Origin of the sequence: Streptomyces durocortorensis (genome assembly GCF_031760065.1) — a bacterium.
Classification (GTDB): Bacteria; Actinomycetota; Actinomycetes; order Streptomycetales; family Streptomycetaceae; genus Streptomyces.
Map to the genome: position 1 here is coordinate 3,771,598 of NZ_CP134500.1, position 24,736 is coordinate 3,796,333.

At 71.7% G+C, this 24,736-nt stretch carries 18 protein-coding genes; 13 read left to right on the plus strand and 5 right to left on the minus strand.

All coding sequences use genetic code 11. The features are described 5' to 3' along the window. Nucleotides 1-141: 141 nt before the first annotated feature. Entirely contained in the window at nt 142-1,251 is a 1,110-nt protein-coding gene (locus RI138_RS16645) for an AI-2E family transporter (RefSeq protein WP_311120553.1), read from the plus strand. A gap of 10 nt (nt 1,252-1,261) precedes the next feature. On the opposite strand, the gene RI138_RS16650 is transcribed toward RI138_RS16645, so the two are convergent. Further along, nucleotides 1,262-3,400, minus strand: a complete 2,139-nt coding sequence (locus tag RI138_RS16650; protein WP_311120554.1) for an ATP-binding SpoIIE family protein phosphatase — start codon at nt 3,398-3,400, stop codon at nt 1,262-1,264. A 166-nt stretch (nt 3,401-3,566) separates the two neighbouring features. Here RI138_RS16650 and aspS point away from each other — a divergent pair, with 166 nt between their 5' ends. The 3 genes from aspS (at nt 3,567) to RI138_RS16665 (ending at nt 7,077) form a co-directional block, all read left to right on the plus strand. After that, nucleotides 3,567-5,363 carry an aspartate--tRNA ligase gene (aspS, locus tag RI138_RS16655; RefSeq protein ID WP_311120555.1) on the plus strand — a complete coding sequence of 599 codons (1,797 nt, stop codon included), beginning with the start codon at nt 3,567-3,569 and terminating at the stop codon, nt 5,361-5,363. A gap of 237 nt (nt 5,364-5,600) precedes the next feature. After that, nucleotides 5,601-6,383, plus strand: coding sequence for a L,D-transpeptidase family protein (locus RI138_RS16660; protein ID WP_311120556.1), 783 nt, complete (start codon nt 5,601-5,603; stop codon nt 6,381-6,383). Between the two features lie 112 nt (nt 6,384-6,495). Continuing rightward, nucleotides 6,496-7,077 carry a Uma2 family endonuclease gene (locus RI138_RS16665; protein WP_311120557.1) on the plus strand — a complete coding sequence of 194 codons (582 nt, stop codon included), beginning with the start codon at nt 6,496-6,498 and terminating at the stop codon, nt 7,075-7,077. A gap of 90 nt (nt 7,078-7,167) precedes the next feature. Here RI138_RS16665 and metG read toward each other — a convergent pair whose 3' ends face one another. Further along, nucleotides 7,168-8,781 carry a methionine--tRNA ligase gene (gene metG, locus RI138_RS16670; protein WP_311120558.1) on the minus strand — a complete coding sequence of 538 codons (1,614 nt, stop codon included), beginning with the start codon at nt 8,779-8,781 and terminating at the stop codon, nt 7,168-7,170. Nucleotides 8,782-8,973: 192 nt separating this feature from the next. Here metG and RI138_RS16675 point away from each other — a divergent pair, with 192 nt between their 5' ends. Together RI138_RS16675 and RI138_RS16680 are read left to right on the plus strand one after the other, a co-directional pair. After that, the gene (locus RI138_RS16675; RefSeq protein ID WP_311122913.1) at nt 8,974-9,666 is read left to right on the plus strand and encodes a response regulator transcription factor; all 693 of its coding nucleotides are present in this window, start codon (nt 8,974-8,976) and stop codon (nt 9,664-9,666) included. After that, complete coding sequence (locus RI138_RS16680) at nt 9,663-10,961, plus strand: sensor histidine kinase (RefSeq protein ID WP_311120559.1); 1,299 nt, start codon at nt 9,663-9,665, stop codon at nt 10,959-10,961. The genes RI138_RS16675 and RI138_RS16680 overlap by 4 nt, the downstream gene beginning before the upstream one ends. Here the strand turns inward: RI138_RS16680 and RI138_RS16685 are convergent. Next, on the minus strand, nt 10,895-12,451 hold the full coding sequence (locus RI138_RS16685; protein ID WP_311120560.1) for a VWA domain-containing protein: 1,557 nt from the start codon (nt 12,449-12,451) through the stop codon (nt 10,895-10,897). The two genes, RI138_RS16680 and RI138_RS16685, sit on opposite strands and share 67 nt — an antisense overlap. Nucleotides 12,452-12,765: 314 nt before the next feature. Between RI138_RS16685 and RI138_RS16690 the strand changes: the two genes are divergently transcribed. Together RI138_RS16690 and RI138_RS16695 are read left to right on the plus strand one after the other, a co-directional pair. Beyond that, entirely contained in the window at nt 12,766-14,841 is a 2,076-nt protein-coding gene (locus RI138_RS16690; RefSeq protein WP_311120561.1) for a PhoX family protein, read from the plus strand. 114 nt (nt 14,842-14,955) lie between these two features. Beyond that, the gene (locus tag RI138_RS16695; protein WP_311120562.1) at nt 14,956-15,357 is read left to right on the plus strand and encodes an RNA-binding S4 domain-containing protein; all 402 of its coding nucleotides are present in this window, start codon (nt 14,956-14,958) and stop codon (nt 15,355-15,357) included. Nucleotides 15,358-15,435: 78 nt separating this feature from the next. Here RI138_RS16695 and RI138_RS16700 read toward each other — a convergent pair whose 3' ends face one another. Beyond that, nucleotides 15,436-16,371, minus strand: a complete 936-nt coding sequence (locus RI138_RS16700; RefSeq protein ID WP_311120563.1) for a hypothetical protein — start codon at nt 16,369-16,371, stop codon at nt 15,436-15,438. Nucleotides 16,372-16,502: 131 nt separating this feature from the next. Here RI138_RS16700 and RI138_RS16705 point away from each other — a divergent pair, with 131 nt between their 5' ends. The 5 genes from RI138_RS16705 (at nt 16,503) to RI138_RS16725 (ending at nt 20,807) form a co-directional block, all read left to right on the plus strand. Beyond that, on the plus strand, nt 16,503-16,910 hold the full coding sequence (locus tag RI138_RS16705; protein WP_311120564.1) for a hypothetical protein: 408 nt from the start codon (nt 16,503-16,505) through the stop codon (nt 16,908-16,910). Nucleotides 16,911-17,051: 141 nt separating this feature from the next. Further along, entirely contained in the window at nt 17,052-17,651 is a 600-nt protein-coding gene (locus RI138_RS16710) for an NADPH-dependent FMN reductase (RefSeq protein WP_311120565.1), read from the plus strand. 73 nt (nt 17,652-17,724) lie between these two features. Then, nucleotides 17,725-18,696 carry an ATP-binding cassette domain-containing protein gene (locus tag RI138_RS16715; protein WP_311120566.1) on the plus strand — a complete coding sequence of 324 codons (972 nt, stop codon included), beginning with the start codon at nt 17,725-17,727 and terminating at the stop codon, nt 18,694-18,696. Next, a complete protein-coding gene (locus tag RI138_RS16720) occupies nt 18,693-19,550 on the plus strand; it encodes an ABC transporter permease (RefSeq protein ID WP_096632865.1) in 858 nt (285 codons plus the stop codon). The genes RI138_RS16715 and RI138_RS16720 overlap by 4 nt, the downstream gene beginning before the upstream one ends. 105 nt (nt 19,551-19,655) lie before the next feature. Next, complete coding sequence (locus tag RI138_RS16725) at nt 19,656-20,807, plus strand: MerR family DNA-binding transcriptional regulator (protein WP_311120567.1); 1,152 nt, start codon at nt 19,656-19,658, stop codon at nt 20,805-20,807. 95 nt (nt 20,808-20,902) lie between these two features. Here RI138_RS16725 and RI138_RS16730 read toward each other — a convergent pair whose 3' ends face one another. Continuing rightward, on the minus strand, nt 20,903-24,634 hold the full coding sequence (locus tag RI138_RS16730) for an ATP-binding protein (RefSeq protein WP_311120568.1): 3,732 nt from the start codon (nt 24,632-24,634) through the stop codon (nt 20,903-20,905). Nucleotides 24,635-24,736 lie beyond the last annotated feature (102 nt).

The window sequence follows — 24,736 nt, forward strand, 5'->3', positions numbered from 1 at the left end:
CGTGGTGAAGTCGTTCCACCGCACGTGGAATGCCGCGACGGGGTATCCGTCAGGGTTCCGTCGTTTCATGGCATGTGACGGCTTGTCACCCATACGGGGGCGTCGGCGGGCCCGCCGACGCCCCCGTGATCGGGTGGGAGGGTGCCCGCATCCAAGCCCCTCCTCCCCGACGACGCCCGTCGCACGGCAGCCTGGTGCGGGGTGGTGCTGCTCGTCGTGGCCGTCGCCGCCGTCGCTGTCTGGCTGGTCGTCGCCCTCAAGACCGCGGTCACCCCGGTACTCCTCGCCCTTCTCGGGACCGCGCTGCTCGGTCCCGTCCACCGCCGGCTCACCGCGCGCAGGCTCAACCGGTCCCTGGCCGCGGGCCTGACCTGCGCGGCCCTCGTGGCGGTGGTCGGCGGGGCCGGATACATCGTCGTCACCGCCCTTGTCGACTCCGGCGCCCAGATCGTCGCCTCGCTGAAGGACGCCGGTCAGTGGGTCGTCGACCACCTGGACATCGCGGGCGCCACGGACGTCGACAGCCTCGCCGACAACGCGCAGAACCTGGTCGAGAAGTTCGGGGCGAGCGCGGCGGGCGGTCTGCTCAGCGGTCTCAGCCTGGTCGGGACCCTGGTGGCGACCAGCGTGCTGGCCCTGCTGCTGACCTTCTTCTTCCTGCGTGACTCGGACCGGGCCGTGAACCTCGCCCACTCGGTGGCCCCGCGCGGCACCGGCGACCTGGTGGAGGCCATGGGGCGCCGGGCCTTCGAGGCCGTCGAGGGCTTCATGCGCGGTACGACGTTCATCGCCCTCATCGACGCCGTGTGCATCACGGTGGGCCTGCTGATCCTGGACGTACCGGGGGCGGTGGGGCTCGGTGCGCTGGTCTTCGTCGGCGCGTACATCCCGTACCTCGGGGCCTTCATCTCCGGCGCGGTCGCCGTGCTCGTCGCACTGGCCGACCGGGGGTTCGTGATCGCCCTGTGGGCCCTGGGGGTGGTGCTCGCGGTCCAGGTGCTGGAGGGGCATGTGCTCCAGCCGATGATCCAGAGCCGTACGGTCCAGATGCACCCAGCCGTGATCATGGTCGCGCTGACGGCGGGAGCGAGTGTGGCGGGCCTGCTCGGCATGCTGCTGGCCGTGCCTCTGTGCGCGGCGGCCTTCGGCGTGCTGGGGGAGCTGCGGAAGGGGTACGGGGCGTCTTCGGGGCCGCCTTCCGGCCCGTCGGGCGGCGAACCCGGCCCGTCCGGCGGCCCCGCCGCCCCGTAGGCCTCCGGAATCAGGCCTCCGCCGACTTCCCCGGTTCCCCCGACTCCCCCGGCTCGTCCGACTCGTACAGCTCGAACCAGATCGACTTCCCCTCCCCCCGCGGGTCCACCCCCCACGCGTCCGCCAGCATCTCCATCAGCACCAGCCCCCGCCCGCTGGACGCCATCTCGCCAGGCCGCCGTTTGTGCGGCAGCTCGTCGCTGGCGTCGGCCACTTCGACGCGCAGCCGCCGCTCCCCCCGCTCCCCGGCGACCTCCGCCACCATCAGCGCGTCCCCGTCCGTGTGGACGAGCACGTTGGTGGCCATCTCGGAGACCATCAGGACCGCCGAGTCGACCTGCTCCGGGTCGCTCCAGTCGTGCAGCAGCTCCCGTACGAGCTGCCGCCCCACCGAGACCCGCTCGGGTTCGGCCTGCGCGATGGTCAGGACGCTGCGGCGCGGCGGGGCCTCCCGGGCCGGGGCGATCTCGCGCCGCAGCACCAGGACTGCGATGTCGTCCTCGCGCCGGTCCGCGAGCGGTCCCGTCGTGTAGTGCGAGGTCGGCCCGTGCACGGCCTGGACGAGCGCGTCGGCCATCCCCTCCAGATCCTCGGTGGGCTCCTCCAGGACCGGGCGCAGCCGGGTCCAGCCGGTGGCCATGTCGTGTCCGCCGGTCTCGATCAGGCCATCCGTGCACAGCATGATCGTCTCGCCGGGTTCCAGGACCACCCGGGTGGTGGGGTAGTCCGAGTCCGTCTCGATGCCGAGCGGCAGCCCGCCCGCCGTCTGCCGGATCACCGCGGTGCCGTCGGCGCTGATCACCACCGGGTCCGGATGGCCCGCACGGGCGATGTCCAGGGTCCCGGCCTCGGGGTTCACCTCCGCGTACAGGCAGGTCGCGAAGCGCGGCGCCGGGGGCTCCTGGTCGCCCTCCACGCTCTCGTACGCGTCGGTGAGCCCGGACAGGAAGCGTGAGGCCCGGGAGAGCACCGCGTCCGGGCGGTGCCCCTCGGAGGCGTAGGCGCGCAGGGCGATGCGGAGCTGGCCCATCAGCCCGGCGGCCCGGACGTCATGGCCCTGGACGTCCCCGATGACCAGGGCGATGCGTCCGTTGGGCAGCGGGATCATGTCGTACCAGTCGCCGCCGACCTGGAGCCCGCCGCCGGTCGGCACGTACCGTGCGGCCACCGTCATACCAGGGATGTCCGGTCCCAGGGTCGGCATCATCGAGCGCTGGAGCCCGAGTGACAGCTCACGCTCCGTCTCGGCGACCCCGGCGCGGGCCAGGGCCTGGGCGAGCATCCGGGCGACCGTGGAGAGCACCGCGCGCTCGTCGGGCGAGAACCCCACCGGATGTCTGAACCCGGCCATCCAGGCGCCCATCGTGCGGCCGGAGGACACCAGCGGCAGGAAGGCCCAGGACTGCCGGCCGAAGCGCCGGGCGAGCGGCCAGGTGGCGGGGTAGCGGCGACGGTACTCCTCCGGCGACGGGAGGTAGATCGCCCGGCCGGTGCGGACGACCTCGGCGGCCGGGTAGTCGGTCTCCAGCGGCATGTCGGTGAAGGGGTCCTCGTCCCCCACGTTGTGCCCGTGGTGCCCGATGATGGTCAGCCGCTCCCCGGCGGCCCCGAAGACCGCGAGCCCGTCCGGGGAGAAGCCGGGCATGGACAGCGATCCGGCGACCCGCAGCACCTCCTCGGTGGACCGGGCCTCGGCCAGCGCCCGCCCGGCGTCCAGCAGGAACGCCTCCCGGGAGCGGCGCCAGTCCCCGGTGATCGGCGGGTGCGAGACATCGGAGGAGCCGGGCTGCGGTTCGGCGACCTCCTGGAGGGTGCCGATGAGGACGTAGTGCTCGGTGTCCCCGCGGTCGGGGATGACCGGCTTGGAGCGGCTGCGCACGGTACGCAGCACCCGCCCGCGCTCGTCGACGATCCGCAGCCGCGCCTCTGCCAGGGTGCCCTCGGTGACGGCGAGGTTCACGACCCCGTAGATCTCGTTCCAGTCGACCGGATGGAAACGGGAGCGCACCGCCGACTCCCGGTAGCTGCCGGGCTCGGGCGGCAGGCCGAGCAGCCGGGCCGCCTCCGCGTCGAGCGTGACCGTGCCGGCTGCGTTGTCCCAGCGCCACAGGCCCGTCGCGATCGCGGCCAGGACTTCCTCGGTGCGCATTGCCCCACTTTAGGAAGATCTGATCGGCGGACGCCACCGAGGGGCGGCCACCTGCCCCGGCGGCCGGGCAGGCGGGCAGCGCAAAGGGAAATGAAGCGGCCCGGCCCTGGGCGGTAGCCTGGGGAGGCTCAATCCACCCCTAACCGCGAAGACTGGATGAACGACGATGCATCGGTACAGGTCCCACACCTGCGGCGAGCTCCGCGCCTCTGACGTCGGCACCGACGTCCGGCTGAGCGGCTGGCTGCACAATCGCCGAGACCTGGGCGGCATCCTCTTCATCGATCTGCGCGACCACTACGGTCTGGTGCAGCTCGTCGCCCGCCCCGGCACCCCCGGCAACGACGCCCTGGCGAAGCTGACCAAGGAGACCGTCGTCCGTATCGACGGCAAGGTCTCCGCGCGCGGCGCCGACAACGTCAACCCGGAGCTGCCGACCGGTGAGGTCGAGATCGAGGTCACCGAGGTCGAGGTGCTCGGCGAGGCCGGCCCGCTGCCGTTCACGATCAACACCGAGGACGGCGTCAACGAGGAGCGGCGCCTGGAGTACCGCTTCCTCGACCTGCGCCGCGAGCGCATGCACCGCAACATCATGCTGCGCTCGGCCGTGATCGCCTCCATCCGCTCCAAGATGGTGGCCCTCGGCTTCAACGAGATGGCGACCCCGATCCTCACCGCGACCTCCCCCGAGGGCGCGCGTGACTTCGTCGTCCCGTCCCGGCTGAACCCCGGCAAGTTCTACGCGCTGCCGCAGGCCCCGCAGCAGTTCAAGCAGCTGCTGATGATCTCGGGCTTCGACCGCTACTTCCAGATCGCGCCCTGCTTCCGCGACGAGGACGCGCGTGCGGACCGTTCGCCGGGCGAGTTCTACCAGCTCGACGTCGAGATGTCCTTCGTCGAGCAGGAGGACGTCTTCCAGCCGATCGAGAAGCTGATGACCGAGCTCTTCACCGAGTTCGGCAACGGCCGTGAGGTCACCTCGCCGTTCCCGCGCATTCCGTTCCGCGAGTCGATGCTGAAGTACGGCAACGACAAGCCGGACCTGCGCGCCAAGCTGGAGCTCGTCGACATCTCGGATGTCTTCGCCGACTCCGGGTTCAAGGCGTTCGCGGGCAAGCACGTCCGCGCGCTGCCGGTCCCGGACACCGCGGGCCAGTCCCGGAAGTTCTTCGACGGCCTCGGTGAGTACGCCGTCGAGCACGGCGCCAAGGGCCTCGCCTGGGTGCGGGTGGGCGAGGACGGCACGCTGGCCGGTCCCATCGCCAAGTTCCTCACCGAGACCGACGTGAAGACGCTCACCGAGCGCCTCTCGCTGGTCCCGGGCCACGCGGTCTTCTTCGGGGCAGGCGAGTTCGACGAGGTCTCCAAGATCATGTCGGCCGTCCGGGTCGAGGCCGCCAAGCGCGCCGGTCACTTCGAGGAGGGCGTCTTCCGGTTCTGCTGGATCGTCGACTTCCCGATGTACGAGCGGGACGAGGAGACCGGGAAGATCGACTTCTCGCACAACCCCTTCTCGATGCCCCAGGGCGGCCTGGCCGACCTGGAGGAGAAGGACCCGCTGGACATCCTGGCCTGGCAGTACGACATCGTCTGCAACGGCATCGAGCTGTCCTCGGGCGCCATCCGTAACCACGAGCCCGAGCTCATGCTCAAGGCCTTCGAGATCGCCGGTTACGACCGGGAGACCGTCGAGCACGAGTTCGCGGGCATGCTCCGCGCGTTCCGCCTCGGCGCCCCGCCGCACGGTGGCATCGCCCCGGGCGTCGACCGCATCGTGATGCTGCTCGCCGACGAGCCCAACATCCGCGAGACGATCGCCTTCCCGCTCAACGGCAACGCCCAGGACCTGATGATGGGCGCCCCGACCGAGCTGGACGAGACCCGTCTGCGCGAGCTGAACATCCAGCTGCGCAAGCCGGTCGCCGCGAAGGGCGCGACGGAGAAGCCCGCCTCGGAGAAGTAGGGCGCACCGTCCCGCTCCGCGGATGTTTCACGTGAAACAGCCCCCGATCACCCGATCGGGGGCTGTTTCGTTGCCTGCGCGGAAGAGTCGGTGACGGGCGGGCGACGCGGTACAGCCGGATGGCCCCGGTTCAGGTTCGGCCGGGCCGGGCGCGGCAAAGACTGGCACCGAGACACCCCTCTCACACTGTGTGCCGCCCCGCCACGCCCTCCGCCGTCACCCGAGGAGCCCGCCGCCGTGTCCGTCCCGCGCCGCCCGCCCGCCCTGCTCGTCGCACCGCTCCTCGCCCTGGCCCTGTTGCTCACCGGCTGCTCCTCCGGTACGCCCTCCGCCCCCACCGACCCGGCGCGGGGCGCGGCGGGCCCCCAGTCCGACGCCGCGTCCACACCCCGGTCCTCACTCAGCGCCGAGCCCACTCCCACGCCTGCGGAGATCCCGGGCCTCGGGCCACAGACCCAGGCGCAGATCCCCGCCGACGCCCGGCAGGCGTTCGTCGTGACGGGGGAGGAAGCCGACTCCAACCAGTCCAGCGGGGTCCTCTACAGCCGGGAGGACCCCGCGCAGGGCTGGCAGCCCGTCGCGGGTCCCTGGCAGGCCCACAACGGTATGGAGGGCTGGACCGACCACCACGTGGCGGGTGACCTGCGGTCCCCGACGGGCGTCTACTCCCTCACCGACGCGGGTGGCCGCCTCCCCGACCCGGGGGCGCTGCTTCCGTACGACGAGCACCCCCGGTTCGCGGTGGACGGCGTGGGCTTCTTCGGGGAGTCGCTGGAGGGCTCCTTCGACTACGTCATCGCGATCAACTACAACCGCACGGAGGGCGTCAGCCCCCTGAACCGCACCCGCCCGCTCGGTCTCGGACGCGGCGGAGGCATCTGGATCCACGTCGACCACGGCGGCCCCACCCAGGGCTGCGTCTCGGTCCCGGAGAAGCGCATGAAGGAGCTCCTGCGAACCCTGGACCCAGCGATGAACCCGGTGATCGTGATGGGGGACGCGGGGTCGCTGGGGCGGTGAGCCGGTGAGCCGGTGAGCCGGTGATCGGGCGTACGGGCGGGGCCCTTGCCCATACGCTGAAAATGTTCCCCGGTACAAGTGGCCCGGTGGTCCGGTGCAGGAGGAGGTCGTTGTGAGCGTGGTCGAGGACCGCGTCCTGACGCAGGACGTCTTCGAGGAACTGGCCCGTAGCGCCATACGTGCTGAGGAGGCACTGCGGCTGGAGTTCGTGAACGGGAAACTGGGGGTCAAGGCTGTGCCGGACGGGGACCACGGGCGGATCATCGCCTGGCTGACGCAGATCTGCATGCAGTCGGATCCGAGCAGGTGGCTCTTCGGCGAGCAAGGCCTCCGTATTGAGTCCTACCGCAGGGGCAACGCCCGCCCCGATGCCAGTCTCGCTCCGATCGACAGCTTTGTCGGCCAAGGCGAATGGGCCAGCCCCGACGACGTGCTCATGGTCGTCGAGGTCACCTCGTACGACGAGGACACCGACCGTCGCAACCGCGTCGAGAAGCCGCGTGCGTACGCCGAGACCGGAATCCCCGTCTATCTGCTGATCGACCGGGACGCCTGCGAGGTGAAGGTCCACTCGGGGCCCGACGGTGTGCGCTACGAGCAGGTCGTGACGGTGCCGTACGGCAAGACCGTCACCCTGCCCGACCCGGTCGGGATCGAGCTGGACACCGAGCCGCTCAAGAACTGGGTGCGCTGACCCGACGCCGGAAGAGCCCGACGCCGTAAGAGCAGGAGCCCGGGACCGCCACTCGCGGTCCCGGGCTCCCGGCGTACGTACGTCAACCAGCTACGCCGGCTTCTCCTCCAGGCGGGGGAACAGCACCGCGCCCTTCGTCACCGTCGTGCCCGCGGACAGGACGCCCCAGGTGCCCGCGTCCTGGACCTTCTGGTCGGCCAGCGCGCCCAGGGACTCCTCGGCGCCCAGGGACTCCCAGAGCTTCTGCGAGGTCTCCGGCATCACGGCGTTGAGCAGGACCGCGACCCCGCGCAGCGATTCGGCGGCGGTGTAGAGGATGGTCGCCAGACGGGCCTGGCCCTCCGGAGTGGTGTCCTTGGCCACCTTCCACGGCTCCTGCTCCGTGATGTAGCCGTTGACCTGCTTCACGAAGTCGAAGATCGCCAGGATGCCGCCCTGGAAGTCCAGCTCCTCGCCGATCTTCCGGTCGGCGGTCGCCACGGCCTTCGCCAGGCCCTCCTGCACGGCCCGCTCGGCGTCACCGGCGGCCGTCGCCTCCGGCAGCGCCCCGCCGAAGTACTTGCCGACCATCGCCGCGACGCGCGAGGCGAGGTTGCCGTAGTCGTTGGCCAGCTCGGAGGTGTACCGGGCGGAGAAGTCCTCCCAGGAGAACGACCCGTCGCTGCCGTAGGAGATGGCCCGCAGGAAATACCAGCGGTAGGCGTCAACGCCGAAGTGCGAGGTCAGGTCCTGCGGCTTGATGCCGGTCAGGTTCGACTTCGACATCTTCTCGCCGCCCACCATCAGCCAGCCGTTGGCGACGACCTTGCCGGGGAGCGGCAGGCCCTGCGCCATCAGCATCGCGGGCCAGATCACCGAGTGGAAGCGGAGGATGTCCTTGCCGATCAGGTGCACGTTCGCCGGGAACGTACCCTCGAACTTCTCCTGGTTGGCGCCGTATCCGACCGCCGTCGCGTAGTTGAGCAGCGCGTCGACCCACACGTAGATGACGTGCTTGTCGTCCCACGGCACCGGGACGCCCCAGTCGAACGTCGAGCGGGAGATCGACAGGTCCTGGAGGCCCTGCTCGACGAAGTTCACGACCTCGTTGCGCGCCGACTCGGGCTGGATGAAGCCCGGGTTCGCCGCGTAGAACTCCAGCAGCTTCGGGCCGTACTCGCTGAGCTTGAAGAAGTAGTTCTCCTCCTTGAGGAGCTCCACCGGCTTCTTGTGGATCGGGCACAGCTTCTGACCGGCGAACTCGCCCTCGCCGTCGATCAGATCGCCGGGGAGCTTGTACTCCTCGCAGCCCACGCAGTACGGGCCTTCGTACCCGCCCTTGTAGATCTCGCCCTTGTCGTACAGGTCCTGGACGAACTCCTGCACACGGTCGGTGTGCCGCTTCTCCGTGGTCCGGATGAAGTCGTCGTTCGCGATGTTCAGGTGCTCCCAGAGGGGCTTCCACGCCTCCTCGACGAGCTTGTCCGCCCAAGCCTGCGGAGTCACGTTGTTCGCCTCGGCCGTGCGCATGATCTTCTGACCGTGCTCGTCCGTGCCGGTGAGGTACCACACCTTCTCGCCGCGCTGGCGGTGCCAGCGCGTGAGCACGTCGCCTGCGACGGTCGTGTAGGCGTGGCCCAGGTGAGGAGCGTCGTTGACGTAGTAGATGGGGGTCGAGACGTAGTACGCCGTCGCCCCCTGCTTCTCGGATCCAGTGGCCGCCATGGTCGAAATCCTAACGGCCCGTTCAAGATCCACTCACATCGTTAACGACGGCCGCGCGCGGGCGGAGGGGGCGCTCTCCGGCGGCGGGCCAGTGGAGAGCTTTGCGAAACATCACTTCCCGCAATGCTTCCCCTGGGAAAGACGCATCCTGGGAGGGAGCGGACGAGCGTGCACGAGACAGGGGACGTCATCATGCGGGTACTGGTCGCCGAGGACGAGGAGATCCTGGCGGAGCTGGTCGCCACCGGACTGCGCCGAGCTGGCTTCGCGGTCGACACGGTCTACAGCGGCGACGCGGCCCTCGCCTACCTCGGGCTGCACGACTACGACGTCGTCGTGCTCGACCGCGACCTCCCCCGGGTGCACGGCGACGACGTCGCGCGCCGCCTGGTCGCCTCCGGTTCGCGTACCCGGATCCTGATGCTCACCGCCTCCGGCGCCATGGAGGACCGGGTCGCCGGGCTCGATCTGGGCGCCGACGACTACGTCAGCAAGCCGTTCGAGTTCCCCGAGCTGGTCTCCCGGGTACGCGCCCTGCGGCGCCGCAGCGCCCGCCCCGTACCGCCCCAGCTGGAGCGGCACGGCATCCGGCTCGACACCGTACGGCGCTCCGCGTTCCGCGACGGCCGGGATCTGGACCTCTCGCCCAAGGAGTTCACCGTGCTGCAACTGCTGCTGGAGGCCGACGGCGGGACGGTCAGCGCGGAAGAGCTGCTGGAGCGGGCCTGGGACGCCAACGCCGGTCCTTCCCCGAGCCCTCCACTGCCGTTCGAGCAGGGGAGCCCCCATCCCGGGGCCGTACGCGTCTGCATGAGCAAGCTCCGGGCCAAGCTCGGTGAGCCCGCGCTGATCCGCACGGTGCAGGGCCTCGGGTACGCCCTGTGAAGCGGCCGACCGTGGCACGGCGGCTGGTCGACGCCTCGAAGCTGCCGCACTCGACGATCAGGACCCGCATCGCCCTCGTGTACGGCGGTGTCTTCCTGGTGCTCGGCACCGCGCTGCTGGCCACCGTCAATCTGGCCTCCCGGGCCGGTACGGAGACCGAGGCGCGGGCCATCGCCTCCTCCGCCGTCGACCTCCCGCCCGGATACACGGTGAACGGTCCGCTGATCGCCCGCAGCCCGGCCGGCGGGCCCACCGTCTACGAACTCACCGACAACGTCAGCGACGCCGCGGGCAAGCAGCTCATGTACTGGTCGTTCGCCGCGCTGCTCGTGATGACGGCGGGCGCGGTCGGCGTGGGCTGGTGGACAGCGGGCCGGGTGCTGCGGCCCGTCCACGCGATGACCGCGAAGGCCCGCCGGCTCTCCGAGCGGACCCTGCACGAGCGGATCGCGTCCAGCGGGCCCGACGACGAGCTGAGGGAGCTGGGCGAGACGCTGGACGCGTTGCTGGCCCGCCTGGAGAAGGCGTTCGACAGCCAGCGCAGGTTCATCGCGAATGCCTCGCACGAGCTGCGCACCCCCCTGGCCACCCAGCGCGCAGCGATCCAGATCGGTCTGGACGACCCGTCACCCGAGGATCTCGTACGCACCCGGCAGACCCTGCTGGACACCAACCGGCGCAGCGAGCGCCTCATCGAGGGACTGCTCGTGCTGGCCCGCAGCGAACGCGGCCTGGCCTCCGACGAGCGCGAGGAGGTTCGCTTCGACCATGTGGTGCGGGAGGAGACGGACCGGCACCGGGCGGTACGGGATCGGAGCGGCGGGAGCCCGGTGGAGCGGGAGCCGGGCGGCGGGGGCCCCGCGCTGCGTGTCGCGATCGCGTCCTGCCGGGTCCGCGGCAACCGGCTGCTGCTCGCCCAGCTGGTGGCGAACCTCCTGGCCAACGCGGTCACGTACAACGTGCCGGGGGGCTCGGTGGAGGTCTCGCTGACCGAGGACGGGGCGCTGCTGGTGAGCAACAGCGGGCCGGTGGTCTCCGAGCCCGACATCGCCGGGTTCTTCGAGCCGTTCCGGCGGGGCGAGGGCCGGGACCGGATGGGCGCCGGGTCGGGCCTCGGGCTGTCGATCGTGCGGTCCATCGCAGTGGCCCACGGCGGTACGGTCACGGCGGTACCGGGCCCGGAGGGCGGCGGTCTCGCCGTGACCGTACGGCTGCCGGTCGAGCGGGGTCAGGCCCCGGAGCCCGCCTCACGGGCGGCGGTCCAGGCAGGCAGTCCGGCGAGGATCTCCCGGTAGAGCTCGGTGTCCGCGATCTCGCGCGGGGCCGGGCCCGCGTGGAAGAAGCCCACGTTCGGGACGTCCAGCTTCCGCAGGAAGTCGAAGCCCTTCGCGTCCTGCTCGCCGAAGGCGACGAACTGGAAGAACAGCGGCAGCCGAGCCGCCTCCGCGAGCGCCTGACGGGCGGCCTGCCTGGCGTCCGGCGGACCGTCCGTCTGGAAGACCACGAGTGCCGGACCGGTGGCCTCCGACTTCTCGTGGTGGGCGACGACCTCCTCGATCGCGCGGTGGTAGTGCGTACGGCCCAGCCGGCCGAGCCCGGCGTGCAGTTCGTCGACGCGGCCCTCGTGGCCGGACAGCTCGATCGTCCCGGTGCCGTCGATGTCGGTCGAGAAGAAGACGACGGGCACCGTGGCGTCCTCGTCCAGGTGCGCGGCGAGCGCGAGCGCCCGGTCCCCCAGATGCTGGGCGCTGCCGTCCTTGTAGAACGGCCGCATCGAGCCGGAGCGGTCGAGCACCAGGTAGACCCGGGCACGCAGCCCGGTCAGCCCGTGCGCCTTGAGCGCCGTCTGCGCCGCCTTGTACGGGGCGACGAGCTGGGGCGCCCGCGACTTGACCCGGGCGAGGGGGGTGGCGGGCTTGCCGGGGGCGGGAACGGCGGCCTCAGGGGCGGCGGCGTCGGTCTCCGCGGCGGCCGGGGCGGTTGCCGATGCCTCGGGGGCCTTGGGATCGGGGGAGGCCTGAGGCGCTGCCTCCGGGGTCTTCTCCGCGGCCTGCTCCGGGGCCTCTTCCGGCGCCGTCGTGGCTTCGGGAGCGGTCTGCGGGGCTTCGGGAGCGGTCGCGGTGGCCGCTTCGGGCCCGGCCACCTGCTTGACGTCCGGCTCGGCCTTGGCATGCGGCTCCGGAGCGGGCTCCGGGCTCTCGTCGAGGTCGAGGTCGATCGTGATCGCCTCCGGCTCCTCGGCCGTGACCGGGGCCGCGGGCTCGGTCGGCTCCACCGGCTCCTTCACCTCAGGGGCCTTCGCCGCCTCGGGGGCCTTCTCCGCCTTGGGCGCCTCGACGGGCTCCTCCGCAGCCGTGGGAGCGGTCTCCGCCAGGTCCGCCTCCGGGGCCGATCCCTGTGCGGGGACGGTCGGCGTGGGCTTGGCCCTGGTGGCCGCCTTGTCGAAGGCTTCCGCCACCAGGTCGGCGGCGCGCGACTCGTCGCGCTCCACGGAACCGGTGGTTGAGGATGCGGGGGCCGCGGGGGACGCGTCCGAAGTGGTCGAAGGGGCCGAAGAGGGGGACGCGGCGGGGGACGAGGGCGAGGCCGGGGCCGGAATGGACGCCTTCGGTTCGGCCGGTTCCGCCGGTTCCGCCGATTCCGTCGCGGACCCGGCCGCCGAAGTGGTCTCCTGCTCCGCCTCCTTGGGCTGGGTGCGTTCGGCCTGGGGCGGGACGGTGGCCGTGGTCGGCTCGTCCTGCTCCGTGCGGCCGAACACCTTGCGCAGCAAGCTCCGAATGCCCATGGGCGAGGCCTTTCGCATGAGTTGGGTGCGGTGAATGTCCGACCTGGGGGAATTCATCCCTGGCCAGGACGGATACGTAAGGTTAGCGGCCGGATCCGGCCGTTCGCCGGTGCGGCCCACCCCTGTGTCAACCGAGCCGAATCCGTTCCCGGACCGTGTCCACGGGCGTGTCCACCGCCGGCCCCCAAGGGGACAGCGCTGGTCGCCAAGGGAACAGCGGTGGCCCGGACTTCACTCGCCGTTCACCGAGAGTCCCTCGGACCGCGTTGAGACGCACCTACCGTCACGCACGACACCAGACGGAGGGAATCCACGTGCGCAATCTGCTGCCGCTCATCGGCTCGCACCCGGGTGGGCGTTCCGCGCTGACCTGCCGCTTCCGCTGCGGGGACGCCTGTTTCCAGGAGACACCCAACAACAGCGACAACGAATACGCCGGCGACATCATCGCCGGTGCCGTGTCGCGCCGCTCGATGATGCGCGCCGCCGCCGTGGTCACCGTCGCCACCGCCGCCGGGGCCGCCGCCCTGACCGGCCCGAGCGCCCCGCAGGCCGAGGCCGCCGCGCTCGCCGGGCACGGGCATGGCCACAAACCGTGGCCGCCCCACAAGCCGGGCCGGTCCGGTGCACGTGGCCTGCGGTTCTCGCCGGTCGCGCCCAACAGGGACGACAAGGTCACGATCCCCGCCGGGTACGCCCAGAACGTGGTGATCCGCTGGGGCGAGCCGATCCTGCGCGGCGCGCCCGCCTTCGACCCGGAGAAGCAGACGGCGAAGGCGCAGGCGGGCCAGTTCGGCTACAACAACGACTTCCTCTCCCTGCTCCCGCTGCGCGGCGAGCGCGGTCGGCAGGTGATGGTCGCGAACCATGAGTACACGGACGAGATCCTCATGTTCCGCGGCTACGATCCGGCCAACCCGACCCGCGAACAGGTGGAGATCGCCTGGGCGGCGCACGGACTCTCCGTGGTCGTCGTCCAGGAGGAATACCGCACCGGCAGGCTGAGCCCGGTCAACAGGCACCCGCTGAACCGCCGCCTGACCGCGACGAGCGAATTCCGTATGACGGGCCCGGCCGCGGGCAGCGCCCTGCTGCGCACGTCCGCCGACCCCACCGGCCGCAAGGTGCTCGGCACCCTCAACAACTGTGCGGGCGGCACCACCCCGTGGGGCACCACGCTGCACGGTGAGGAGAACTTCAACCAGTACTTCGCCAACGGCAGCACCGACATGCACAAGCGGTACGGGGTCCGCACGAGCGCCTCCGGGCGCAAGTGGGAGCGGTTCGACGAGCGGTTCGACCTGTCGAAGGAGCCCAACGAGGTCAACCGCTTCGGCTGGGTCGTCGAACTCGACCCGTACGACCCGGACTCCACCCCGCGCAAGCGCACCGCGCTGGGCCGGTTCAAGCACGAGGCGGCGGAGCCCAGGCTCACCTCCGACGGCCGTCCGGTCGTCTACATGGGCGACGACGAGAAGTTCGACTACCTCTACAAGTTCGTCTCCAGCAAGCGGATGAAGAAGGGGAACTCGCGTGCCGCCCGCGAGCACAACCTGACGCTGCTGGACGAGGGCACGCTGTACGTCGCCAAGTTGACCGGCGATTCGCCGGTCACCGAGATCGACGGCACCGGAAAGCTGCCCGCGGACGGCGAGTTCGACGGCAGCGGCGTCTGGATACCGCTGGCCACCGGCACCACCTCGCACGTCCCCGGCATGACCGCCGAGGAGGTGTACGTCTACACGCGGCTGGCCGGTGACAAGGTCGGCGCGACCAAGATGGACCGCCCCGAGGACGTCGAGCCCTCGCCGCGCACCGGCCGGGTCTATGTGGCGCTCACCAACAACTCGGACCGCGGCAAGGAGGGCAAGCCCGGCGCGGACGAGGCGAACCCGCGCAACGGCAACAAGCACGGGCAGGTCCTGGAGCTCGCGGAGAACTGGGACGACCCGGCTGGCGACGGCTTCGCCTGGCGGCTGTTCCTCGTGGCGGGCGACCCGGACGATCCGTCGACGTACTACGCGGGCTTCCCCAAGGAGAACGTCAGCCCCATCTCCTGCCCGGACAACGTGGCGTTCGACGCCCACGGCAACCTGTGGATCTCCACGGACGGCAACAAGCTCGGCTCGCACGACGGCCTGTTCGGTGTGGCGACGCAGGGTGACCGGCGTGGCGAGCTGAAGCAGTTCCTGACGGTTCCGACCGGCGCGGAGACCTGCGGACCGGTCATCCAGGACCGCCGGGTCCTGGTCGCGGTCCAGCACCCGGGCGAGGTCGACGGAGCCTCCGTGGAGAATCCGGCGAGCGTCTGGCCCGACGGACCGGGGAAGATCGTCCGTCCCTCCGTCGTCGCCGTCTGGCGCAAGGACGGGCGCGACATCGGCGTGTGAGCCCCCGCCGCAGGGCGGGCGTGAGGTCCGCATGACGGGCGTGAAGTCCGCATGACGGGCGTGAGGCCGGATATTTCTCCCGCCTCACGCCCAGCCACCACTAAAGTCGGACCCATGGTTTCCGGTGACGCACCGCAGGCGGCAGGAAGCGTCCGGGTCGATGTGTGGATCTGGTCGGTCCGGCTGACGAAGACCCGTGCCCAGGCGGCCGCCGCCTGTCGGGCGGGGCATGTGAAGGTCGGCGGCGAGCGGGCCAAGCCCGCCCAGGCCGTACGCGTCGGTGACGAGGTGCGGCTCCGGCACGCGGGGCGGGACCGGGTGGTCGTCGTCTCGAAGATCGTCAAGAAGCGGGTCGGACCGCCGGTGGCCGTGGAGTGCTTCATCGACAACAGCCCGCCCCCGCCGCCGCGTGAGCTCGCGATTCAGGTCCCCGTGCGGGACCGGGGCGCGGGCCGTCCGACGAAGCGCGACCGCCGAGAGATGGAGCGCCTTCAAGGACGCCCGCCGGAGCACTGAGGGCACCGGCACCGGCTCTCCGTCCTGCTTCGCTGTTTCACGTGAAACAGCGAAGCAGGGGTGGCCGTCCCCTCCTGCTCAGCCCCGTACACCGCCGACCCGGGGCTTTGCGCGCCGCAGGAGTGCCCGGGCGAGCACTGCCCCCACCAGCAGAACGGCACCGACCACCAGGACCACCCAGACCGTGGTCCGCAGCGACGCCGTCAGGGCGTCGACGACTGCGGCGGCGGCGTCCCGGTCCCGGCCCGGCACCTCGTCCAGCACCCGGCTCCGGCCGACCGCGACCAGAACCCGGAGCACGATCGCGCCGAGCATGAAACCGGCGCCCACCATCGCGGTGGCCCACAGTCCGGCTCGCAGCCCGCGTCGTACCGTCGTGATGCCCACCACCAGGACGAGGAGCACCAGGGTGGCGACGGCGGGCCAGATGCTGCAGTACCGCAGCCAGCGGAAGGAGCCTCTGAGGTCGTCGGCCTGGTCGGGGCCGAGCACGGTGATCTCCGTCCGCTGAACCGGAATCCGATCCGCGAACGGCACCCCGTCACGGACGAGATCCTGTTTGACCTGATCGATCACCGGCGCCAGATCGATTCTCACGGGCTGGCCGCTGTCGCCGTCCAGGGCGTCCGTCACCGCCTTGTGGGCGGCCCGGTTCGCGGTGTCCCAAGCGTTCCCGAAGGCCTCGGTGGTCGTGAAGGACTGCACGGTCTCGTGCAGGAACTCCCGGACCGTGTCCTGGAGCGGCCCGAGGTCGATCTGGCGCATCGCCTCGTCGGTGATCACGTCCGAGACGGTGGACTGCACCGCCGGGTCGGAGGAGAGCGGCGAGACGGCGGCGACGTACCGGTCGGTGCTGTCGATCTCCAGGTCGACCCAGGCCGAGAGCGCGCTCAACGGCACCAGGACGGCGAGCAGCACGAGCAGGACCGCGGAGAAGGCGGCCTTGGACGCCGAGGCCTTGGACGACTTGGAAGACGCCGAGGCCGCTGAGCTCGCTGAGGGAGAGGTCCGCACTTCACCAGGGAATCCCGTACGGAGCCGTCCCGCTCCGGGCCGTACGCCATTCGAGTTGCCGGGCGGCGCGGGCGGGTGTGCTCTGGAGGAACGGGGGCGAGCGACGGGGGTGACGGAAGGAGCTGTCCGCGATGGCCACACACGCAGCCGTGCCCACTCGAAGAGGTCCCCGGGCCCACGCACGGGCCCGCCGCCACACTCCGCTCGCCTGGGCGCTGCCCCTGGTGCTCGGCGTGATCTACGGGTTCTACGCGGCCTTCATCCGCCGCGACGGCGGCCCCAGCACCGGCGGGCAGGTCCTGCTCGGTCTCGTCTCGGGCGCCGCTCTGGCGGCCCTCTGCTTCGCGCTGGGCCGGATCCAGCGGTCGCTGCCGCGCGAGCTGCGGGCGGTTGCCTACGGTGCGCTGACCGCGTGCGCGGTCGGCTTCCTGGTGAGCCTCACGGATACCAGCGTGCTGCGGTCGGCCGGGCTGGGGCTGGTGGTCGGCGCGGGCGTCCTCTGCACCGCTTTCTACATCTTCTACACCCGCGAGAGCTGAGGTCGGAGAGTCGGAGTACGGGGCCGGGGTCCGTTGCGCAGGGCTTCTCCGAGCACAGGCGCGGCCGCCAGATTCAATCTGGCGGCCGCGCCCCGCCGTCTGGCGCCCAAAGGGTGAGGGGAACGGGAGGAGGAGCGAGCGATGACGGACAGCAGGAGCGGTGACGGCAGGATCGAGGGCACTGGCGATCCGCTGCGTGTCGCGGTGATCATCGGCAGTACCCGCGAAGGGCGCATCGGCGACGCGGTCGGTCGTTGGTTCATGGAGCGGGCCCGGGACCGGACGGAGCTGGAGCTCGCCGTCCTGGATCTCGCCGAGTTCGACTTCCCCGTGCACTACCCGGGGCGGGCCACCGACCAGATGACGCAGTTCACCGAAGCGATCGCCGAGGCCGAGGCCTATGTCGTGATCACCCCGGAGTACAACCGCTCGTTCCCCGCCTCCCTGAAGCAGGCCATCGACTTCGCCTACGACGAGTGGCAGACCAAGCCGGTCGCGTTCGTGAGCTATGGACACGGCTCCGCCGGGCTGTATGCGGTGGAGCAGCTGCGCTCGGTCTTCACGGAGCTGCACACGGTGACCCTGAGGAACGGGGTGGCGCTCGACTTCCTCCAGCAGCCGCTGGAGGGGCGGTCGGGGGACTTCGGGCGGGACCGGGCCGTGGGGCTGATGCTCGACCAGCTCGGCTGGTGGGGCTGGGCGCTGCGCGAGGCACGGGCCGCCCGCCCCTACGTCTCGTGACCACGGCCACCCCGCAACCGCTCGGACCGGCGCACATCGCAGACGCACACCGACGACCTACAAGGAATGGACCATGAGCACTGAACTGGCCATCGAGACCGCGGGGCTGGTGAAGGTCTTCGGCGACAACCGCGCTGTGGACGGCGTCGACCTCGCCGTCCCGACCGGCACCGTCTACGGCGTCCTCGGACCCAACGGCGCGGGGAAGACCACCACCGTCCGTATGCTCGCGACCTTGCTGCGCCCCGACGGCGGAACCGCCCGGGTGTTCGGCAAGGACGTGGTGAAGGACGCCGACGCGGTCCGCAGCCGGGTCAGTCTGACCGGGCAGTACGCCTCGGTGGACGAGGATCTGACCGGCGCGGAGAACCTCATCCTGCTCGGCCGGCTCCTCGGGCACTCGAAGCCCGCGGCCCGGGACCGGGCGGCCCAGCTGCTCGAAGGGTTCGGGCTGAGCGAGGCCTCGGGCAAGCAGGTGAAGAACTACTCCGGAGGCATGCGCCGACGCATCGACATCGCCGCGTCCATCCTGAACACCCCCGATGTGCTGTTCCTGGACGAACCGACCACCGGACTCGACCCCCGCAGCCGCAACCAGGTCTGGGACATCGTGCGGGCGGTCGTCGCCCACGGCACCACGGTTCTGCTGACCACCCAGTATCTGGACGAGGCCGACCAACTGGCCTCCCGTATCGCGGTGATCGACCACGGCAAGGTCATCGCCGAGGGCACCAAGGGCGAGCTGAAGGCCTCCGTAGGCTCCGGCACCGTCCATCTGCGGCTGCGTGACGCCGCCCAGCGGGCCGAGGCCCAGCAGGTCCTGGCCGTCGCACTGAACGCGGTGGTCCAGCTGGACGCCGACCCCGTGGCACTGACCGCCCGGGTCGACGGGCACAGCACCGAGCAGGGCGCGGCGGAACACGCCGGACGGGCCCTCGCCGAGCTGGCCCGCTGTGGCATCACGGTCGACAACTTCTCGCTGGGACAGCCCAGCCTCGACGAGGTCTTCCTCGCACTCACGGACAAGAAGGGAGCGGCGGCATGAGCACCACGACCGCCAAGACGGAGCTGGAAGACATCCCCCTCGCCGAGCCGGACCAGGAGCGCCTGTCGGCGCTGCTGGTGGGCCACGACCGCCCGCCGAGGCCCAGCGCCCTGTCGGCATCGGTGACCTTCGGCTGGCGCGCCGTGCTGAAGATCAAGCATGTGCCGGAACAGCTCTTCGACGTCACGGCCTTCCCGATCATGCTGGTCCTGATGTACACGTATCTCTTCGGAGGGGCCCTGGCCGGCTCCACGGAGGAGTACATCCAGTTCCTGCTGCCCGGCATCATGGTGATGAGCGTCGTGATGATCACGATGTACACGGGCATCGCGGTCAACACCGATATCGCCAAGGGCGTCTTCGACCGGTTCCGCACTCTGCCGATCTGGCGGCCCGCACCGATGGTCGGCTATCTGCTCGGTGACGTCCTGCGCTATCTGCTGGCATCGGCGGTGATGCTCACCGTCGGAATGATCATCGGGTTCCGTCCGGCCGGCGGTGCGCTCGGTGTGCTGGCCGGGATCGGTCTGCTGGTGGTGTTCTCGTTCGCGTTCTCCTGGATCTGGACGATGTTCGGTCTGCTGCTGCGGACCGAGAAGTCGGTCATGGGCGTCAGCATGATGGTGATCTTCCCGCTGACGTTCCTCAGCAACGTCTTCGTCGATCCGAGGACGATGCCGGGCTGGCTCCAGGCCTTCGTGAACAACAGCCCGGTCACCCACCTCGCCACGGCGGTGCGTGAGTTGATGGCGGGCAACTGGCCCGCTGCGGACGCCGCCTGGACGCTGGGCTGGTCCGCCGTGTTCCTGATGGTCTTCGGCGCGGTGACGATGCGGCTCTACAACCGCAAGTGACCGGCGGTCGCCGGGCCCGCGCCGTGCATCCTTGACGTTCCCGACGGGGGAAGCCCCAGCATCGGTGGGGCCGGGCGGAAGGCACCCGGTACGAGGAGGTACGGGGTGGGACGCGACGGCCGCGCGGCGGACGCCGGAAGAGGAGAGCTGGTGACGATCGGGGAGTTCGCCCGGTTGTCCCGGCTCTCAGCGAAGGCGCTGCGGCGCTACGACGAGCTGGGTCTGCTCCGGCCCGCCCTGGTCGATCCGGTGAACGGTTACCGGTACTACGACCCGGCGCAGGCGGAGGGGGCGCGGCTGGTGGCGTGGCTGCGCAGGATCGGTATGCCGCTCAGCCGGATCGGCCGGGTCGTCCAGCTCGATCCGGCTGCGGCGGCGGTGGAGATCCGGGCTTATTGGGCACGGGTGGAGGCCGAGACGGCGGCCCGGCGCGATCTGGCGATGTACCTCGTCGACCATCTGTCGGCGGAAGGCGTGGAGATGACGAAGCGAGTACCGGAGAACGCGGCGTTCGGGATTCGGTGTGCGGCGTTGACCGATACGGGGGCGGTGCGTACGGCGAATCAGGACACGGCGTTCGCGGGGGCTCGACTGCTGGCGGCCGCCGACGGGTTCGGGGAGGCCGGGGCGGAGGCGAGTGCGGCGGCGATCGAGGCGCTGAAGCCGACCGCCCGGGGTGCCGGGGGCGGGGTGCTGCCCGCGGCGGATCTGCTGAACGCGCTGGAGGACGCGGCGGATGCCGCGTCACGCGCGGTCAGGGACGCGGTCTCTCCGTACAACGCCCCCGACGGGTCGGGGACGACGCTCACCGCGATGGTGTGGACCGGGTCGCGGCTCGGGCTCGTGCACATCGGGGACTCTCGGGCGTATCTGCTTCGGGGCGGTGAGCTGTTCCGGATCACGCACGACGACAGCCTGGTCCAGGCGATGATCGATGACGGTTCGCTGAGTCCGGAGGAGGCCGCGTCGCACCCGCAGCGCTCGTTGCTGCTGAAGGCCCTGGTAGGCGCGGCGCAGTCCGCTCCGGTGGCCGTGGCGTGCCGACCGGAGGTCCGGTTGCAGGAGGTGATGGCTGGGGACCGCTATCTGCTCTGCTCGGACGGGCTGTCGGCCGTGGTGGACGAGGCGGACCTGCGCGCGGCGGTCATCGCGGCGGACGACCCGGAGGAGGCCGTACGCCGACTGGTCGCCCTGCCCCGTGCGGCAGGCGGGCCCGACAACGTGGCGTGTGTCGTCGCCGACGTGGTCGTGCGGTAGCGGGGCGGGGCGGGGCGGGACGACCGACGGGCCCCGGGGGCAGGGAGAGCGGGGGCCGGAGCCGGCAGCCTGGGGCTGACTGTTGTGGGCTGGGGTTACAGCTGCCAGTGGGGGGTCTGGTCGGGGCGGTAGGCGCAGGTGGTTCCCGTTGTCACGGACGCCTTCAGGTGGGCTGCCAGGGAGGGGTGCAGGGTGTCCAGCTTGCGCAGGGCGTCGCGGATACGGGCGGTGACCGTCTTGCGGGCCCGCTCGGTCTGGTCACCCAGGCGGCGGGTGCGGCCACCGAGCCCGGCGGCGGTGCGGAGTTCGTCGAGGAGGGCCTGACGTTCCCGGTCGTACTTCTCGATGAGCCGGGCGTCGTCCCGGGCCGCGGCTCGGTCTATCTCGGCGTCCAGCCGGGCCAGGTGTTCCTTGTACCGGCGCTTGGCCTCCTCGTCGAGCACCGGGTCGCCGCCTAGCTGCCCGGCGGCGACGACGAGGCTTCCGCCCTCGGGCGCGAGCAGGTGGACGGCCGGGATGTCGGCGCCGGGCTGTCCCAGCAGGCTGTGCAGGTCGCGCAAGCCCTTGGCGTCCGGGACATGCACGGTGACCCCGTCCCAACGCAGCTGCCACACCGGCCCGTTCCGCCGGAACTCGGCAGCGGGCGGGGAGGGGGAGCCGTGCCCTGTCCCGGCCTCCGCCCCTGCCCCGGAATCCGGCTCCAGCTCCGGGGGCCGGGGCTCGGCCGGGAGTCGGCCGGTGAACGGGGCTCGCGCGGCGGTGGGTTCGAGGGCCATGGGTGCCGTGGGCGCGGTGGGGATGTCGGCGGTGGGGGGTTTGAGGAGGGCGGCGGCCTCGGAGGCCAGGTGGTCGAGGCCCAACTCGGTTGCTTCCCGAGCTACTTCGGTGAGCAGTCGCCGCGACTGCCCGGCGTCGGCCGCGCCGGTGACGCCCGCGCCCGTGCTTTCCGCGCCAGGGTTCCCCGTACCGGCACCTGCCGTGTCCGCGCGGGCGAGCAGGGAGCGGGCCAGGTGAAGTCGGGCGCGTACGGCCCAGGGGCGGGCGCCGAGGCGGTCCGAGGAGGCGGCGGCCTCGGTGAGCGCCGCCACTGCCGCGTCCCGGTCGTCGCGGGCGGCGGCGAGCACCCCGAGCCAGAGGTCGACGGGGCCGCCGATGTCACAGCCGTACAGCGAGACGACCCACTGGCCCGTGTAGGGGGTGAGCTCGTCCTCCGCGCGGGCGATGAGGCGGGGGTCGCCGGTGGCCGCGGCAGTCTGGGCGAGGAGCCTGAGCCACAGCGGCATGAACGCCCGCGGGTAGGGAGCGGCGCGTTCCTCGTGCTCGGCGACGAGGCGCAGGCCGGGCGTCGCGTCGCCCTGCTCCACCGCGGTGACGGCCTCCAGCAGCCCGGGATAGGGATACCCGCTGCCCGGAAGCTCGGTGAGGACCTCCTCGGCCTCGGCGAAGTGCCCCTGGAGCAGGTGCAGCGCCCAGTGCAGGTGATGCCCCATGAAGCCGAAGGCCACGTGGTCGTTGCTCTCGGGGTCGAGCACGTCGTCGTCGAGGGCGGTCGATGCCTCGGCGAACCGGCCCTGCAAGGAGGCGATCAGGCTGCTGTCCACGGCGATGCCCAGGGCGAACCGGGGCAGCTGGGTCCGTTCGGCGAGCCGGACGAACGCGCGGAACTGGTCGAGGAAGGCCGGGTCGCCCAGCTCCAGCAGGGCCACCCACCGCATGGAGGTCGCGTGGAGCTCCATGTCCTGGTGGTGGGTGCGCCGGCCGACGACGGTCATCTCGTCGGTCAGCCCGAGCCGCTCGACCGCCGAGCCGAGGCCCCAGACGGAGTCGTGGCGCGCCCAGAGGGAGAAGGCGAGCGCTTCGTCGTCCGAGCCGCTCCGGGCCAGCGCCATGATGTGGATGGCCAGCTCCTGGGCGAGCCGGTCGTCGGAGAGGCCCTCCTGGCCCTCCTTGCCGGTGATCCTTTGGTGCGCCTCGGCGAGGAGGCTGCCCGTGGAGGCCTCGCGGCCGCCCAGGGCCCCTTCGCGGTAGAGGGTGATCGCCACCCGGGCCAGCAGCTCCGGTTCGTCCAGCTCCCGGGCCAGGGCGACCGCGCGGTCCAGGTGGCGCTGCGCCTCGGTCTCCTCCCCGGCGTGCCGGAGCTGCCCGGCGAGGTCGAGGGAGATCAGCGCGGTACGTCGGTGGTCGGGGCCCGCGTCCGCCGCGTCGGCCTCCGAGCCCGCCGAGCCACCCTGTGAACCGTCCGCCGTGTCCGCCACCGTGAGGGCGCGGCGGTAGTGGGTGAGGGCCTCCTCGTCGGCGAGCCGCCCCGAGGCGTCCCGGGCGGCGGCCAGGAGCAGGTCGATCCGGCGGTCGCGGTCCAGCTCACCGCCCGCCAGGTGGGCGTGGCGGGCGAGGTCGCCGGGCCGTACCGCCTCGTCGAGGCCGCCGTGGGCGTCCAGGGCCCGTACGGCGTTCGCGTGCCGGCGGCGGGCCTCCGCCTCGCCCAGGGAGGCGTACAGCGTCTCGCGCAGCAGGTCGTGGGCGAAGGCGTACTGCCCGGACGGGCGGGGGGCGACGACCCGGGCGACGACCGCCGACTCCAGCAGCCGGTCCACGTGGGGGACCGGCGACCCGTGCACCACGGCCAGCACCTGGCGGCGGAACTCCCGGCCGAGCACGGCGGCGGCGGTCAGCAGGGAGACGACCGGCTCCGGCAGCAGGGCGAGCCGCTGCCGGACCGCCTCCCGCACGCCGGGCGGGATGGTGGACACGGGGCTTCCGCTGTGCCAGAGCCGGGCGGTCTGCTCGACGAAGAAGGGGTTGCCGCCGGTACGACGGTGGACCTCGTCGACCAGCTCCGGTGTGGGTTCGCGGCCCGTCGTCACGGTCATCAGAGCCCCCACCTCCTCGCGGCCGAGGCCGGTCAGGGTGAGCGTCGCCGAGGCGCGGGAGACCAGCGGCAGGATCAGTGGCTGGAGGGGGTGTCCGGGGGCGTCCACCTCGACGTCACGGTAGGTGCCGACCAGCAGCAGCCGCTCGAACCAGGCGTGCTGGGCGGCGAATTCGAGCAGGCGCAGCGAGGCGGGGTCGGCGCTGTGCAGATCGTCGAGGACGACCACCAGCGGTCGGCTCTGGGAGACCGTGACGAGGGCGGTGGTCACCGCGTCGAACAGCCCGAACGCCTCGATGCCCTCCGCAGCACCCGAACCGAGACCCGTCCCGGGCCCGACGCCCGCCCCAGGCCCGAGGCTCGTACCGGGCCCGGGCCCGGGCCCCGCTCCCGTACCGAGTCCCGCGACCTTGCTGATTCCCGCGCCCGCACCGGGTTCCGGGCCGTGCACGCCCGCGGAACCGGACACCGGACTCTTCTGCGCACCCGCGGAACCGTACGCGGGACTCTCGTGCGGACCCGCGGAACCGTACGTCGGACTCTCCGCGCCCCCGTGCGCACCGTGTCCGCCATGGGCCTCCGCGCCCCCATGAGTGCTGTGCGGGCCGTGTCCGCCGTGGGCCCCCGCCCCAGGGTCGCCGAGCAGCACACCGAGCCGGCCGTCCGAGGCCTCCTGGGCCGCTGCCCACTCCGCAGCCGTGGCCGACCGGCGCAGGGCGCGCAGCACCTGCACCCAGGGCCAGTAGCCGGGGGTGCTGTCGGAGTCCCAGCACGAACCGCCGACCACCAACGCACCGCGCCGCCGCGCCTCGTGCGCGGCGTCGGTGACGAGGGTGGTCTTGCCGATCCCGGCCTCGCCCGTGACCAGCACGAGACCGCCGTGGCTGTCCGTCGCCCGGGCGATCTCCGAGCGAAGGACGCCTGCGGGGTGGTCGCGCCCGAACAGAGCAGGGGTCATGCCCACACGATAGGAGTACCCACTGACAACGGCTCCCCGTTTTGCCCGGCCCCCGGAAGGCGCCCGGCCCCTGGAAGGCGCCCGGCCCCTGGAAGGCGACCG

Bases quoted from the DNA above. Each gene is read 5' to 3' on its own strand.
- RI138_RS16650 (WP_311120554.1), bottom strand. From the start codon at position 3,400: ATGCGCACCGAGGAAGTCCTGGCCGCGATCGCGACGGGCCTGTGGCGC.
- metG (WP_311120558.1), bottom strand. From the start codon at position 8,781: ATGGCGGCCACTGGATCCGAGAAGCAGGGGGCGACGGCGTACTACGTC.
- RI138_RS16675 (WP_311122913.1), top strand. From the start codon at position 8,974: ATGCGGGTACTGGTCGCCGAGGACGAGGAGATCCTGGCGGAGCTGGTC.
- RI138_RS16685 (WP_311120560.1), bottom strand. From the start codon at position 12,451: ATGGGCATTCGGAGCTTGCTGCGCAAGGTGTTCGGCCGCACGGAGCAG.
- RI138_RS16715 (WP_311120566.1), top strand. From the start codon at position 17,725: ATGAGCACTGAACTGGCCATCGAGACCGCGGGGCTGGTGAAGGTCTTC.
- RI138_RS16730 (WP_311120568.1), bottom strand. From the start codon at position 24,634: ATGACCCCTGCTCTGTTCGGGCGCGACCACCCCGCAGGCGTCCTTCGC.
- RI138_RS16705 (WP_311120564.1), top strand. From the start codon at position 16,503: ATGGCCACACACGCAGCCGTGCCCACTCGAAGAGGTCCCCGGGCCCAC.
- RI138_RS16695 (WP_311120562.1), top strand. From the start codon at position 14,956: ATGGTTTCCGGTGACGCACCGCAGGCGGCAGGAAGCGTCCGGGTCGAT.
- RI138_RS16720 (WP_096632865.1), top strand. From the start codon at position 18,693: ATGAGCACCACGACCGCCAAGACGGAGCTGGAAGACATCCCCCTCGCC.
- aspS (WP_311120555.1), top strand. From the start codon at position 3,567: ATGCATCGGTACAGGTCCCACACCTGCGGCGAGCTCCGCGCCTCTGAC.
- RI138_RS16710 (WP_311120565.1), top strand. From the start codon at position 17,052: ATGACGGACAGCAGGAGCGGTGACGGCAGGATCGAGGGCACTGGCGAT.